Here is a 13,270-nt window from a genome sequence, read left to right as displayed (position 1 = left end):
ACGGCTACTTGAGGTTCTTGGTGGCTTCGCGCTCTTCCTGCGTCAGCGCAGGTTGCATGCGCTGCGCGACGGCGCGCAGCCAGTCCAGGTAGACCTTCTGGTCCTTGGCCACGCCCATGCCGGTGTCGAGCTGGAAGATCCGGCTGTCCTGGCAGTCGTTCTCTGACGGGAACACCGCCAGCCCCTTGACCTTCTTGCTGATGTTGGGCCAGAGCATCCGGTTGAGAGGCGCTGCGTCGGAGCGGCCCGCCATCACTTCCTCGATCGGCGCCACCGAGCCCGAGTTCGTCACGCCGCGCAGCTTGGCGTTGCCGAAGGTCTGCTTCATCAGCGGCTCTTCGCCGGCGCCGGAGAAGTAGGCGAGGGTCATCTCCGGCTTGTTGAAGTCCTCGAGCGACTTCGCGGACGTGAACTTCGGATTGTTCGCGCGGCCGAACATGCACACGCCGGTGTTGGAGAAGGTGACGAAGTCGATGATCTTCGCGCGCTCGGCCGTCTCGTTGAGCGGGCCGATCATGATGTCCATCTGGTTGGACACGAGCGCCGGCACCTTGGTCTCGTGGCTGACGAGCACGGGCTCGATCTTCACGTCAAGCAGCTTGGCGAACTCCTTGCCCAGCGTCCATGAGGGGCCCGACCACGGCTCGCCGTTGCCGGTTGTGTTCTGCGAGAGCCAGGGCGGGTTGTTGACCACGCCCACGCGCAGCACACCCGCCTTGCGAATGGCGTCGACGCGTGCGCTGGCGCCGGGGGGTGGCGGCGTCTGAGCGAGGGCGGCCGTTGCGGTGAATGCAAGAGCGGCCGAGAGCGCGGCGCGCAGGGTGATGTTGCCGAGTGTGTTCACGAGTGTCTCCTCAACGCCGCGATCGCGGCGCTGTCTGGCTTGTCTGGCGGTGGAGTGACGGACTGCCCGGAGGGCAGGCCAGTCAGGTTTATTGGGCTTGCGCCTGGATCACGCGCGCCTCGTCGGCATCGAGCTTGGGCTGCATGGTCTTCGCGACCTGACGCAGCCAGTCGAGATAAGGCCCCTGGTTCTTGTCGACGGCCAGGCCGACCGGCGATGCCTTCTCGGTGCTGTGCTGGCAGTTGTCGGCTTGCGGCAGGACGGCGAGTCCCTTGACCTTGCGCTGCAGGCCGACCCATGGCACGCGGTTGATGGGGGCCGCGTCGGCGCGGCGGGCCATGACTTCCTCGACCGGCGCCGTCGCGCCCGAACTGGCCACCGCGCGCAGACGCGCCTTGGGGAAGCGTTCCTTGACCCAGTTCTCCTCCGCGCCGCCGGTGAAGTAGGCGATCGTCACTTCGGGATTGTTCAGGTCGTCGACCGATGTCGCCTTCGAGAAGCGCGCGTTGTCGGCGCGTCCGAACATGCAGATGCTGGTGCTCGAATAGAGGACGAAGTCCACTACCTTGAGCCGCTCCGGCGTTTCACCCAGCGGGCTGATCGTCATGTCGACCTGATTGGCCGCCAGCACGGGCACCTTGGTCTCGTGCGACACCGCCACCGTGCGCAGCTTCACGCCGAGCAGGCGTGCGTACTCGTTGGCCAGCAGCCAGGCCGGACCACTCCAGGGTTCGCCGCTGCCGGTGGTGTTCTCGATCAGCCAAGGCGCGTTCTGCAGCACGCCCACACGCAACTCGCCAGACTTGCGGATCGCGTCGATGCGCGGGCTGACGCCCGGCCCGGGCGGCGTCTGCGCCGTGGCAAGAACGGGTGCAGCACCTGCGATGGCCAGGGCGGCGCAGGCAAGAGCGCGGCGCATGACGCCGCGATGAGGCAGGGCAGTGGATTGCACGGTTTGTCTCCTGTTGGTATTGAAGTGGCTCCGGGGCCTGTGTCGCGTTCAGCGCCAGGCCTGGGCGAATTCGGTGATCACGCGCTCGATGTGCGCGCGCATGGCGGCACGCGAGGCATCGGCGTCGCGCGCGAGCAGCGCGTTGAAGATGCGCTGGTGGTCCGCATGCGAGGCCAGGCGCAGCTCGGGGGTATGGAAGTGGTGCTCGATCTTGGTCCAGATCGGGCCGCGTGCCTGGGCCCACAGGGCAGTGACCATCTGCATCAGCACGCTGTTGCCGGTCGATTCGGCGATGCGCACATGGAACAGGCGATCGGCCTCGGCATTGGCCTCCTTGTTGTCCATCTGCTCGTGCATCTCGGTGAGCGCCGAAAAGATGCGGTCGAGGTCCGAGTCCTTGCGCACTTGCGCGGCCTGCCCGGCGATCTCGGCCTCGATCAGGCAGCGTGCGCGCAGCAGCTCGAAGGGGCCCGGCTCGGACGCAGGCATGAAAGGCGTGACGACCGGGCTGCGTGCGGGCGTCTGCGCGACATACACGCCGGAGCCGCCGCGCACTTCAACCACGCCCTGGATTTCGAGGGAGATCGTCGCTTCGCGCACGGCGGTGCGGCTCACGTCGAAGCGCTCGGCCAGCACGCGCTCGGCGGGAAGGCGTTCGCCGGGCTTGATCTCGCCCTGGCGGATGAGCTCCATGATCGACGCCGCCAGGCGCAGGTACGAGCGCTCTCCAACCTTGGAAGTGCCTTCGGCCTGTGCGTTACCGGGAATGAGCTTGAGGTTCATGGTCAAAAGTGGTTGGACCAATTATTCGATTGGTGTGCCGAGAGGCCCATAGTGGTTTACCAGAATAGGGATTGGTCGGTCCACGGATTTAATTCATCCATGTCTTTGCCCCGTCTTGCCTCTAGCCAACTCAGCGCTCTGCCCGCGTCCGCACTTGATTCCGGTGCCAAAGTGGTCCTACCAGATTCCAGCCGCAGCGGTGCCCAGCCCGGCGTGGTCCATCTCGGCCTGGGCGCCTTTCACCGGGCGCATCAAGCCCTGGTCTACGAGCGGCTCCTCGCGGGCGGCGACTCGCGCTGGGGCGTGGTCGGCGTGGCCATGCGCAGCACGCAACTTGCGGACGACCTGGCTGCGCAGGACGGCCTCTACGCAGTGCAGATCGCGGATGCAGGCTCGGTCCGCTGGGAGATTCCCGGCGCGCTGCTGCGCACTTGCGTTGCGGCGCGCGATCGGCAGCAGGTCGTCGACGCCATCGCCGCTCCGGCAGCGCGCTGGATCACCCTGACTGTGACGGAGAAGGGTTACACGCCGGACCTGGCCGCATTGATCGTGGATGGCCTCGGGCGCCGAAAGGCATCTGGCCTGCCGGGCGTCACCGTGGCCTCGTGCGACAACCTCTCGGACAACGGCCGGAAGCTTCAGGCGCTGTGCATGTCGGATGCAACCGCGCGAGACCCCGCGCTGGCCGCGTGGATCGAGGCGCGATGCGCATTCCCCAACAGCATGGTCGACCGCATCGTCCCTGCCGCGACCCGGGCGCAGTACGACGCGGCCGCCGCGGCGCTGGGGGTCGACGACCGCGGCGCGCTCAGCACGGAGGCTTTTTGGGAATGGGTGATCGAGCGGCGCATGGCCGACCCGTCCGACGCGGCGTTGCTTGCGCAGGCCGGAGTGACGGTCGTGGAGGACGTCAAGCCCTTCGAGGACGCCAAGCTGCGCATGCTCAACGGGAGCCATACGGCGCTGGCCATGGTCGGCGCAGTGCAAGGCTGGGCGACGGTCGCCGATGGCATGGCCGTGCCGGGTGTGCGGCGCTTCGTATATGCGTTCATGACGCGCGTGGCCATGCCGAGCCTCAAACGGCCCGGCCTGCCTGACTACCGCGACGCGCTGCTGGAGCGATTCGCCAATCCACACCTGCACCACCGCGCTCACCAGATCGCGAGCGACAGTTCGTTGAAGATCCCGCTGCGCTGGGGACCGGCATTGCGCGATGCGTTGGCCGCAGGGCGCGAGATCGAGCCTCTGGCACTCGCCTGCGCTGCCTGGATGCGCTATTTGCGCGGCGAAGACGAAGCCGGGCGCCCCTACACGATGTCGGACCCGCAGGCGGATGCGCTTCAGGCGCTGGCCCGCCAGCATGCGGGCGACGTCGAGAGCACCGTGCGTGCGCTGCTCTCGGTCGCCACAGTCTGGCCGGCCGGCTATGCGGACGACCCGCGCTGGGCGCCGCGCGTGGCCCATTGGCTGCGCCGCATCGAGTCCGCCGGCATGGCAGCGGCGCTCGATGAGGTCGTTGCCGGCTAGCTCAGAACACCCCGAAGATCTTCAGCAGGATGATCACGCTGATGGGTACGCCGCAAAGCCAGAGGATGATGCTCTTCATGTTTGACTCCTATTGGATGAGTCCATGATCTGCGGCCCCAGGGCTGGCGCAAGAAAGACAAAGCCATCCCTTGACGTGCGCATCCGACCTACGCAATCGGCTTGACCTTCATCACGGGCCTTGCACAATCCTTCCCCGGTGCCGCTCATAGGAGGAATCGCCGGTGAAGCTCGTTCAGATGGTGGGCTTGCTGCTCGGGGGCCTCGCGCTCTTTCTCTTCGGCCTGGAGTTGATGACGGACGGGCTCAAGACGATCGCCGGGCCCAAGCTCCAGGTCATGCTCGGCAAGATGACCGCCAACCGGGTCCGCGGCGTGCTGGCGGGCGCCGCCGTTACCGCCATCCTCAACTCGTCCACGATCACCACCGTGCTGATGGTGGGCTTCGTTTCGGCGGGCCTCATGACGCTCGTGCAGTCGGTGCCGATGATCATGGGCGCCAACATCGGGTCGACCGTGACCGCGCAGATCATCGCCTTCAACGTGTCTGCGCTCGCGCCGTTCATGCTGGCGATCGGCTTCCTCTGCCACGCGTTCGCGGGCCGCGCGTTGATCCGGCAACTCGGCGGCGTTGTGCTCGGCTTCGGCATGCTCTTCCTGGGCATCCAGTTCATGAGCGAGGCGACCCACCCGCTGCGCACCTTCCAGCCCTTCATCGACGCCATGCAGAACATGAAGGGGCCGCTCCTGGGTATCGTCGTCGGCGCGGTCTTCACCGCGATCGTGCAGAGCTCGGCCGCGACGCTCGCGATCATCATCGCGCTGGCGGGCCAGGGCCTCATGCCGCTGGAAGCCGGGATCGCGCTGATCCTGGGCGCGAACGTCGGCACGGTCGGAACGGCATTGCTGGCTGCGATCGGAAGGCCTCCAGAGGCGCTGCAGGTCGGCATCGTGCATCTGCTGTTCAACGTCATGGGGGTGCTGTTCTTCGTCTTCTTCATCCCGCAATTCGCCGATGTCGTCAGGGCCATCTCGCCGACCGCGCCGGAGCTCGATGGCGTCGCCCGGTTGGCGGCCGAAACGCCGCGCCAGGTGGCCAACACGCACACCATCTTCAGCGTCGCAAGCACGCTGATCCTGATCTGGTTCGTCGGGCCGATCGCGAGGTTTGCGCAGTGGCTCGTACCGTCTCGCGACAAGCCGCCGCGGAGCGACGGCGAGCCGATCTATCTCGATGACGCATCGCTCGCGGCTGCGTCCCTCGGACTCGAAAAGGTCTACCTGGAAGTGGACCGGCTCGGCCAGATGGTGCTTCGCGCCGTCAAGACGGGCCTTGCGGTCGGCGGGGAATCGAAGCCGCAGGACCTTCAGACGCTGCTCGAGGAAGACAAGGAAATCGACCGCCTGACGGCTTCGATCCTTCACTACATCGGCCGCCTGTCGCAGGTGGAGCATTCGGAGGACGAGGGCACGAAGATGGTCGGGCTCACGCAGGTCACGGCCAGCCTGGATGGCATCCGCGACGTGGTGACCAGCAACCTCATCGTCGGGCGCCAGCAAAGGATGGAAGAGGGCGCCGACCTGGCCCGCCTGCGCGACGAGCACACCACCCATTTCGTCGAGGCCGTCGTCGCCCATCTCGAGCAGGTCCTTGGCTTGCTCCGTCCCGAGGAGGAGAGCGCGGCAGTCGTCAAGGGCGCGAAGGCAGAGATCGACACCCTCGCCGCCGCGGCGCGCCGAAGCGTTCTGGACAAGCTCAGGATGGACGAGAAGACCGACGTGCTGGACTTCCGTCGCGCCACCGATCTCATCGAGGCGATCCGGCAGATCGCGCGATTCACGCGGCGGATTGCGAAGACGGTGAAGGAGCAGGGGCTGTAGCTTCGACACCGGGCGAGCGATGTTCCGTGATTGAATCGTCGGATGTTTCGCCTGCCCCGCACCGCCACTGCGCCGTTCTGTCCTTCCGAAGTACGCGGCAGCATTGCCGTTGATCCCGGGCTTCCCCTTTGGAAGAAGCTGCTGCGTTTTGCCGGCCCTGGCCTGCTGGTGTCGGTGGGCTACATGGACCCCGGCAATTGGGCCACCGACATCGAGGCCGGCTCGCGCTTCGGATACGGCCTGCTCTTCGTGGTCCTGCTGGCGAGTGTGGCGGCGATGCTGCTGCAGACGCTATGCGTCCGCCTCGGCGTGGTGACCGGCAAGGACCTTGCCCGTGCCTGCCGCGACCACTACGGCCCGACGGTCAATCGCTTCCTGTGGCTCGGCGCGGAACTCGCCATCGTCGCCTGCGACCTTGCGGAAGTGCTTGGCAGTGCGCTCGCGCTGCACCTGCTGTTCGGTGTATCGATTCCGGTCGGGATCGGCATCACGGCGTTCGACACGCTGCTGGTGCTGGGTCTGCAGGGTGCCGGCTTTCGCCGTGTCGAGGCGATCGTGCTCGGACTGGTGGTCACCATCGCCGGCTGCTTCATGGTGGAACTGGCCATGTCGCCGCCGAACTGGTTCGGTGTGGCGATGGGCTTCGGGCCCAGCCTGGAGCGGCTTCAGCAGCCCGGTGCGCTGTACCTGGCCATCGGCATCGTCGGCGCGACGGTCATGCCCCACAACCTCTATCTTCATTCATCGATCATCCAGACGCGCGTGATCGCGGAGACCGATGCAGCGCGCAGGGAAGCCGTGAAGCTCGGCACGCTGGATACGGTGATCTCGCTCACGCTCGCGCTCTTCGTGAACGCGGCGATCATGATCCTCGCCGCCAGCGCCTTCCACGACAGCGGCCATCGCGAGGTGACCGGCATCGAGGAGGCCTACCGGCTCATCGAGCCGGCCGTCGGAAGTGCCCTGGCAGCGACGCTCTTCGGCATCGCGCTGTTGGCCTCCGGCCAGAGCTCCACCTTTACCGGAACGATTGCCGGGCAGGTGATCATGGAAGGCTTCCTGGATCTGAAGATTCCGTGCTGGCAGCGCCGCCTGATCACGCGGGCGCTGGCACTTGTTCCCGCGTTTGCCGGCGTGCTCTGGTTGGGGGAGGGCGCGGTCGGCAAGCTGCTGGTGTTCAGCCAGGTCGTCCTGGGATTCCAGTTGCCATTCGCGATCTGGCCGTTGGCCCGGTTCACGGGCAGTCGCGCCATGATGGGTGACTTTGTCAGCGGGCGATGGGTGCAGGTGACGACCTGGGTTCTCTTTGCGGTCGTTACTGCAGCGAACCTCTGGCTCACGCTGTCCGTGCTCGGCGCTTGAGCGACTCCTGCCGGTGTTCGAGCGCCTATCGCAACCCCTGCACCAGCTGCAGCATTGCCTCGATCCCCGCATCGAACCGCGGCGTGAGCATGGCGCCCAAATGCGGCATCAGCAGTTGCAGCATGCCGATGCCCGCGAGCAGCGTCAGCGGAAAGCCGACTGCGAAGATGCTGAACTGCGGCGAGGCGCGGTTGAGAATGCCCATCGCCAGGTTGAGCGTGAGCAGCGCAGTGACGAGCGGCAGCGACAGCATCAGCCCGGTCGCGAAGATCTGCGCACCGCCCAAGGCGATGACCAACCATCCGTTGGCATTGAGCGGCGCATCCGAGATCGGCAGCGCCTGAAAGCTCTCGGCGAGCGCCGCGATCATCATCAGGTGGCCGTCCACCGCGATGAAGATCAGCATCGCGAGCATGTTGAGGAAGCGCGCCACCACCATCGTTGCGCCGCCGTTCATCGGGTCGAAGAAGGACGCGAACGACAGGCCCATCTGCAGGCCGATGTACTCGCCCGCAGCAAGCACCGCGGTGAAGACCAGCTTCATGGTGAAGCCCATGGCCGCGCCGATCAGCACCTGCTGGATGATGATCCACACGCCGCCGGCCGAGACGATCGGCACATTGGGCATCGGCCCGAGTGTGGGTGAGAGAAGAATCGCGAACAAGGCTGCGAAGCCGACCTTGACCTGCCGTGGCACCGTGCCTTCGCCGAGCACTGGCGCAGTACTGACCAGCGCCAGCATGCGCACGAAGGGCCAGAGAAAGGCCACCAGCCACGCGGTGAGCTGCGCGGAGGTGACCGAGAAGACCTGAGGCATCAACGCAGGGGCCTTAGCCCACGAGCTGCGGAATGCTCATGAACAGCCCGCGGATGTAGTCGAGCATCTTCTCGAGCATCCACGGCCCCGCGATGATCAGCGTGAGGAAGATCGCGACCAGCTTGGGGATGAAGGACAGCGTCGCTTCGTTGATCTGCGTGGCTGCCTGGAAGATGCTGATCACCAGGCCGATCACGAGCGCCACCAGCAGCAGCGGCGCACCAAGCATCAGCGACACCTGGATGGCCTGGCTGCCGATGGTCATGACTGATTCGGGGGTCATCGCGGTCTCTCTAGGTGAAGAAGCTCTGCGCCAAGGCGCCGATGAGAAGCTGCCATCCATCGGCCAGCACGAAAAGCATCAGCTTGAAGGGCAGCGCGATGCTCGCGGGCGGCACCATCATCATCCCCATCGACATCAGCACGCTCGCCACCACCATGTCGATGATGAGGAACGGAATGAAGATGGTGAAGCCGATCTGGAAGGCCGTCTTCAGTTCGCTGATGACGAAGGAGGGCAGCAGGATGCGCAGCGGCACATCCTCGGGGCCCTGCATCTCCGGCGCCTTGGCGAGCTTGGCGAAGAGCGCGAGATCGTTCTCGCGCGTCTGCCGCAGCATGAACGTCTTGAAAGGCTCGATGCCGCGCTCCAGCGCTTTCTCGGCGGTGATCTTGTTGTCCGAGAACGGCTTGTAGGCGTCGGTGTAGGCCTTGTCGAGCACCGGCGACATCACGAAGAAGGTCAGAAACAGCGACAACCCGACCAGAACCTGATTGGGTGGCGATGCCTGCGTGCCGATCGCGGTGCGCAGCAGGCCGAGCACGATCAGGATGCGCGTGAAGCTGGTCATCGACAGCAGTAGCGCGGGCAGGAAAGTGATCGAGGTCAGCATCACCAGCGTCTGCACGCTGAGCGACCACGTCTGACTGCCACCGGGGCCGGGCGTGCTGGTCAGGCCGGGCAGGCCTTGCGTCCAGGCCGCGAGCGGCAGCATCGCCGCGAGCAGCACCACGCCGCCCCGAAGGCTTCGGCGGAAAACGTTGCGCATCATGGAGCCGGCCGAGTCTTGCCGGTGATGGATTCACGCAGCTTCTGCGCGAAAAGGTCAATGGGCTTCAGCGCCGCGTGACTCGCGACAGAAGGCGCCTGCGGCATCGGCTGCGCAGGCAGCGTATGCAGCGTGTTGATCTGGCTCGAAGTAACGCCAAGCACAAGCCATGTGCCGCTCACCTCGACCACCACGACCCGCTCGCGCTGCCCGACATTCGAACTCGACACCACCTTCACGACGTTGCCGCCGTTGAAGCGCTGCAGCCCAAACCGCCGAGCAAGCCAAGCGCAAAGAAAGATCAACCCCAGCACCACCACCATGCCAAATCCGGCCTGCAGCAGCCCGCCCGCACCAACCGCCGGCGCCGCTTCAGCAACGCTATGCGAAGGCACAGTAGGCAAGACCGCATGCGCCGGCGACGAAGCAGCCGCCACCACAGCGACAAAAAGGCGAGCGCCCAAACCCAGAAATCCCGCGGAACCGGCTTTGCCGGGCCGCTGGGATTGCCCCCTGCAAGTGGGTGCAGAGCCACACGCAGTGGGCGAGGCTGGGGGTGGGGTCAATCCCCCCCTGCAAGGGGGTGTCAGAGCCACACGAAGTGGGCGAGGCTGGGGGTGTGCCATTTATCTGGCGAGTTTCTGCATGCGCTCTGAAGGGGTGATGATGTCCGTCAACCGGATCCCGTACTTCTCATTCACCACCACCACTTCGCCTTGCGCGATCAGGTAGCCGTTGATCAGCACGTCCAGCGGCTGACCGGCCAGTGCGTCGAGCTCGACGACCGAGCCCTGCGAAAGCTGCAGCAGGTTCTTGATGGTGATGCGCGTGCGGCCGATCTCGGCGGTGAGCTGCACCGGGACTTCCATCACGCGGGCGATGTCGAGCGCGGTGACACCGGCGGCGACAGAGGCCGTTTCCTGGATCTGCTGGAAGACGTGCGACGCGGCGGGCGCGGGTGCCGGTTCGGGCGATGCTTCGGGACCGCTGGCTGCGGTCTGCTCGGCCAGTGCGGCGGCCCAGTCGTCGGCTTCGCTGGCGGGAGAAGTGTTGTCAGTCATGGTCTTGCTTCGAATCGCTGTCTTGGTGAGTGATCATGTTTTGCACGCGCAGGGCGTAGCGGTCGTTCGAGATGCCGTAGCCGCACTCCATCACCGGCACGCCGTCGACCTTGGCGACGACGCTGCCCGGCAGGTCGATCGGCAGCACGTCGCCGACCTGGAGCTTGAGGATGTCGCCGATGGTGGAGGACATCGTCACGAAGTCGGCGGTGAGTTCGACGTCGGCGGCCTGCATCTGCTTGGACATCTGCTTGACCCACCGCTTGTCGATCTCGACTTCGTCCTGGATCGGGTTCGAGAGCAGGTCGCGGATCGGCTCGATCATCGAGTAGGGAATGCAAACGTGCAGGAAGCCGCCCAAGGGGCCGAACTCGATCTGCAGCGTGGTGTTCACCACCACCTCGTTCGGTGCGACGATGTTCGCGAGCTTGCCGTGCATCTCGGCACGGATGTAGTCGAAGACCAGCGGATGCACCGGCTGCCATGCCTCGGCATAGCACTGCAGCGAGAGGTCGAGCAGGCGCTTGATGATGCGCTGCTCGGTCCGCGTGAAGTCGCGGCCTTCCACGCGCACGTGGTAGCGGCCGTCGCTGCCGAAGAGGTTGTCCACGACGAGGAACACCAGCTTCGGGTCGAACACGAAGAGCGCGGTGCCGCGCAGCGGCTTCATGTGAAGCATGTTGATGTTCGCCGGCACCGGGAGGTGGCGCACGAACTCGGCGTACTGCTGGATCTGCACCGGCCCCACCGAGATGTCGGGGCTGCGGCGCATGAAGTTCAGGAGCGCGCTGCGCAGGCCGCGCGCGAAGCGGTCGTTGATGACCTCCAGCGTGTGCATGCGGCCGCGCACCACGCGGTCGGGCGCACCGAGGTCATACGCCGGCAGTCCGTCAGACGGCGGTGCGGGCTTCGATGTCTGGTCGACGCTGCCGCCGGTGACACCGTTCAGCAGTGCATCGACCTCGTCCTGCGAGAGGACCTGTTCATAGGCCATGGGTCGCTTGCCTTCGGGGGATTACTGCACCACGAAGGTGTTGAACGACACACCGACGATGCCTTGCGGCGGCAGGGTGTCGTTGAGCGGACGGTTCAGCTCGTCGCGGACTTCGTCGGCGATGCGGGACTTGTCCTCGGTGCTCATCAGCGTGTCGGGCGCGCGGTTGGACAGCGTCAGGAGTGCGCGGCTGCGCAGCTCGGGCATGAACTCGACGACCTGCGCCTTCGAGGCTTCGTCCTTCACCTTGAGGGACATGCCCACGTGCAGGTACTTGCGGCCTTCGGCCTGGAGGTTGACCGTCATCGGTTCAAGCGTGACGAAGATCGGTTTCTCGGGAGGGGGCTTCGCAGCTTCGACCGGGGCACCGGCCGACTTGTGCTGGAAGTACATGTAGCCGGCCGCACCGGCTGCGAGCACGGCAACGCCGACCAGCAGGACGATCAGGAGCTTCGACGAGCGGGGTGCTGCAGCGGCGGGCGCGGCGGTGGCGGCGGGAGTTGAAGTAGCCATGTTGGAGCGAGGTAACTGGTTCGGTCTATTCTTTGCGAACTCCCCTGCAGGTGAACGGCTGATCAAGCGTGGAAAAACGCCTCAGATCCGTTCATTGCAGGGACAAAGTTCACGCGAAGGTGTCGAGGCCGGCGGTGGACCGGCGCGAAGCGGATGCCGCAGGGGCTGCCGCCACGGATTGCGCCGCGGTGCTGTCGCCTCGGCTCGATCCCGGGTAGCCCGGCTGGCCTTGCGGGCGCTGCTGGTTCTGCTCGGCGAAGGCATTGCCACCGTTCGGCTGGCGGGTTTCCGCGCCGACGGAGGTCTGTCCGAGGTTGATGCCCTGTTCGGCCAAGGTGGAGCGAAGCTGCGGCAGCGCGGCTTCGACCGCCTTGCGCACCGATTCGTGCGCCGAGACGAACATCGCCTGTGCCTGGTTGTCGCCCATCGTCAGCGTGACTTTGAGCGGGCCCAGGTTGGCGGGGTTGAGGTTGAGTTCCGCGACCTGGTGGCCGCCGGTGCTCATGCGGATCATCTGGTGGCCGACGGCCGTACCCCACTCGCTGCTGCCGACCTCGGGCGCGACGGCCAGAGTGGTAGGTGTGGCTTTCGCGGAGTCGGTGGCGCGGTCGACGGCAGGGGCGGCGCTCGCTTGCAGGGCCTGCAGAGGTTGCGGCGCGGGGTCGGTCGCTGAGTCGATCGAAGCGGTGTCCGTGTGCGCGACCGGCTGGTCGGGCTTCGCTGTCTCGACGGCTGCGGTGGCTTGCGACACGGCTGCGGTCTTGTCCGTGGCCGCTGCGGCGACGTTTGCATCGACAGGGGCGGCGGGCTTCGCGGAACCGGACGGATTGGCGTTGGCGGCAGGCGTGATGGCGGGTGCCGGTGTCGGCTTCGTCTCCGCGGCGCCGGCATCCGAAGACGCTGCAGCGGCGGCCGCCGCAACCGTGGCGAGCGGCGCGTCGGCTTTGTCTGCCTGTTCCGCTGCCGTCGTGGCGGCCTGAGCCGCTTGAGCGTCCTGGGCGCCGTCCTTTGCGGCAGCCTTCGGAGCGTCGTGTTCGGCACTTTCCTTCGAAGAGGCAGCGGCGACGGCCGATGCATCTTCAGGCAACGCGGGCGATGCCGCGCCGCTTGCGAGGCCATCCACCGCCTTCGCGGTGCCACCCTTCGCAGATTGCTCGGGGGTCAGCTTGCCTTGCGCTGCGCTGGGCACGATGGGCGCGGACAGCGGCGCGAGTAGCGCCATGACATCGTCGGCGCTGAGCTCGGTCTTCTTGTCTCCCGCGCGCGCGGTCTTGCGGCCGGCGAGGGTCTCAGTGCCTGAGGTTTCGGCGGTCTGCTGCGCGTCCGTGGTCTTCGCGGCGCGCGAGCGGTCGAGCGCCGCGCCGAAGCTGCGGCCTTCGGGCTGGTCGGCATTGCGGCCGCGCGGGCCGGAGGCTGCACCTTGCAGGCCGGGCAGGTTGGTGGAAGGCGAAATGACGGTGGGCATGTGAG

The 13,270-nt window shown here is 66.2% G+C and carries 14 protein-coding genes; 3 read left to right on the top strand and 11 right to left on the bottom strand.

Annotated features, from left to right (window positions below; all coding sequences use genetic code 11):
• Window positions 1–4: 4 nt before the first annotated feature.
• The 3 genes from FHW64_RS17665 to FHW64_RS17655 all read right to left on the bottom strand — a co-directional run bounded on the left by FHW64_RS17665 (window position 5) and on the right by FHW64_RS17655 (window position 2,579).
• Window positions 5–844 carry a substrate-binding periplasmic protein gene (locus tag FHW64_RS17665; RefSeq protein ID WP_409350628.1) on the bottom strand — a complete coding sequence of 280 codons (840 nt, stop codon included), beginning with the start codon at window positions 842–844 and terminating at the stop codon, window positions 5–7.
• Window positions 845–932: 88 nt separating this feature from the next.
• A complete protein-coding gene (locus tag FHW64_RS17660) occupies window positions 933–1,763 on the bottom strand; it encodes an ABC transporter substrate-binding protein (protein WP_184529199.1) in 831 nt (276 codons plus the stop codon).
• Window positions 1,764–1,844: 81 nt separating this feature from the next.
• Window positions 1,845–2,579 carry a FadR/GntR family transcriptional regulator gene (locus FHW64_RS17655; RefSeq protein ID WP_184528528.1) on the bottom strand — a complete coding sequence of 245 codons (735 nt, stop codon included), beginning with the start codon at window positions 2,577–2,579 and terminating at the stop codon, window positions 1,845–1,847.
• Window positions 2,580–2,750: 171 nt separating this feature from the next.
• On the opposite strand from FHW64_RS17655, the gene FHW64_RS17650 reads away from it, so the two are divergent.
• The 3 genes from FHW64_RS17650 (at window position 2,751) to FHW64_RS17640 (ending at window position 7,366) form a co-directional block, all read left to right on the top strand.
• A complete protein-coding gene (locus tag FHW64_RS17650; protein ID WP_311733325.1) occupies window positions 2,751–4,106 on the top strand; it encodes a mannitol dehydrogenase family protein in 1,356 nt (451 codons plus the stop codon).
• Between the two features lie 242 nt (window positions 4,107–4,348).
• On the top strand, window positions 4,349–6,004 hold the full coding sequence (locus FHW64_RS17645) for a Na/Pi cotransporter family protein (RefSeq protein ID WP_311733324.1): 1,656 nt from the start codon (window positions 4,349–4,351) through the stop codon (window positions 6,002–6,004).
• A 42-nt stretch (window positions 6,005–6,046) separates the two neighbouring features.
• A complete protein-coding gene (locus FHW64_RS17640; protein WP_184528524.1) occupies window positions 6,047–7,366 on the top strand; it encodes an Nramp family divalent metal transporter in 1,320 nt (439 codons plus the stop codon).
• 25 nt (window positions 7,367–7,391) lie between these two features.
• On the opposite strand, the gene fliR is transcribed toward FHW64_RS17640, so the two are convergent.
• The 8 genes from fliR to FHW64_RS34215 form a co-directional block, all read right to left on the bottom strand.
• Window positions 7,392–8,183 (bottom strand): flagellar biosynthetic protein FliR, encoded by a 792-nt coding sequence (gene fliR / locus FHW64_RS17635; protein ID WP_184528522.1) that lies wholly within the window; start codon window positions 8,181–8,183, stop codon window positions 7,392–7,394.
• Window positions 8,184–8,196: 13 nt separating this feature from the next.
• Entirely contained in the window at window positions 8,197–8,466 is a 270-nt protein-coding gene (gene fliQ / locus FHW64_RS17630; RefSeq protein ID WP_184528520.1) for a flagellar biosynthesis protein FliQ, read from the bottom strand.
• A 10-nt stretch (window positions 8,467–8,476) separates the two neighbouring features.
• Window positions 8,477–9,235 (bottom strand): flagellar type III secretion system pore protein FliP, encoded by a 759-nt coding sequence (gene fliP / locus FHW64_RS17625; RefSeq protein WP_184528518.1) that lies wholly within the window; start codon window positions 9,233–9,235, stop codon window positions 8,477–8,479.
• Window positions 9,232–9,696 carry a flagellar biosynthetic protein FliO gene (gene fliO, locus FHW64_RS17620; RefSeq protein ID WP_260305256.1) on the bottom strand — a complete coding sequence of 155 codons (465 nt, stop codon included), beginning with the start codon at window positions 9,694–9,696 and terminating at the stop codon, window positions 9,232–9,234. Before fliO ends, fliP begins: the two co-directional genes overlap by 4 nt.
• A gap of 162 nt (window positions 9,697–9,858) precedes the next feature.
• Window positions 9,859–10,293: a flagellar motor switch protein FliN gene (gene fliN / locus FHW64_RS17615; protein WP_184528514.1), complete on the bottom strand. Its 435-nt coding sequence runs from the start codon at window positions 10,291–10,293 to the stop codon at window positions 9,859–9,861.
• Window positions 10,286–11,287 (bottom strand): flagellar motor switch protein FliM, encoded by a 1,002-nt coding sequence (gene fliM / locus FHW64_RS17610; protein WP_184528512.1) that lies wholly within the window; start codon window positions 11,285–11,287, stop codon window positions 10,286–10,288. Before fliM ends, fliN begins: the two co-directional genes overlap by 8 nt.
• Before the next feature lie 21 nt (window positions 11,288–11,308).
• Window positions 11,309–11,800: a flagellar basal body-associated FliL family protein gene (locus FHW64_RS17605; protein WP_184528510.1), complete on the bottom strand. Its 492-nt coding sequence runs from the start codon at window positions 11,798–11,800 to the stop codon at window positions 11,309–11,311.
• 109 nt (window positions 11,801–11,909) lie between these two features.
• Complete coding sequence (locus FHW64_RS34215; RefSeq protein ID WP_221210376.1) at window positions 11,910–13,265, bottom strand: flagellar hook-length control protein FliK; 1,356 nt, start codon at window positions 13,263–13,265, stop codon at window positions 11,910–11,912.
• Window positions 13,266–13,270 lie beyond the last annotated feature (5 nt).

It is taken from the genome of Variovorax sp. Sphag1AA (genome assembly GCF_014192575.1).
Classification (GTDB): domain Bacteria; phylum Pseudomonadota; class Gammaproteobacteria; order Burkholderiales; family Burkholderiaceae_C; genus Variovorax.
The sequence above is the reverse complement of the archived record's forward strand: the minus strand, read 5'-3'. Positions and strand labels throughout refer to the sequence as shown.

Bases quoted from the DNA above. Each gene is read 5' to 3' on its own strand.
- fliN (WP_184528514.1), bottom strand. From the start codon at position 10,293: ATGACTGACAACACTTCTCCCGCCAGCGAAGCCGACGACTGGGCCGCC.
- FHW64_RS17605 (WP_184528510.1), bottom strand. From the start codon at position 11,800: ATGGCTACTTCAACTCCCGCCGCCACCGCCGCGCCCGCCGCTGCAGCA.
- fliP (WP_184528518.1), bottom strand. From the start codon at position 9,235: ATGATGCGCAACGTTTTCCGCCGAAGCCTTCGGGGCGGCGTGGTGCTG.
- FHW64_RS17660 (WP_184529199.1), bottom strand. From the start codon at position 1,763: ATGCGCCGCGCTCTTGCCTGCGCCGCCCTGGCCATCGCAGGTGCTGCA.
- FHW64_RS17655 (WP_184528528.1), bottom strand. From the start codon at position 2,579: ATGAACCTCAAGCTCATTCCCGGTAACGCACAGGCCGAAGGCACTTCC.
- fliM (WP_184528512.1), bottom strand. From the start codon at position 11,287: ATGGCCTATGAACAGGTCCTCTCGCAGGACGAGGTCGATGCACTGCTG.
- FHW64_RS34215 (WP_221210376.1), bottom strand. From the start codon at position 13,265: ATGCCCACCGTCATTTCGCCTTCCACCAACCTGCCCGGCCTGCAAGGT.
- fliR (WP_184528522.1), bottom strand. From the start codon at position 8,183: ATGCCTCAGGTCTTCTCGGTCACCTCCGCGCAGCTCACCGCGTGGCTG.
- FHW64_RS17640 (WP_184528524.1), top strand. From the start codon at position 6,047: ATGTTTCGCCTGCCCCGCACCGCCACTGCGCCGTTCTGTCCTTCCGAA.
- fliQ (WP_184528520.1), bottom strand. From the start codon at position 8,466: ATGACCCCCGAATCAGTCATGACCATCGGCAGCCAGGCCATCCAGGTG.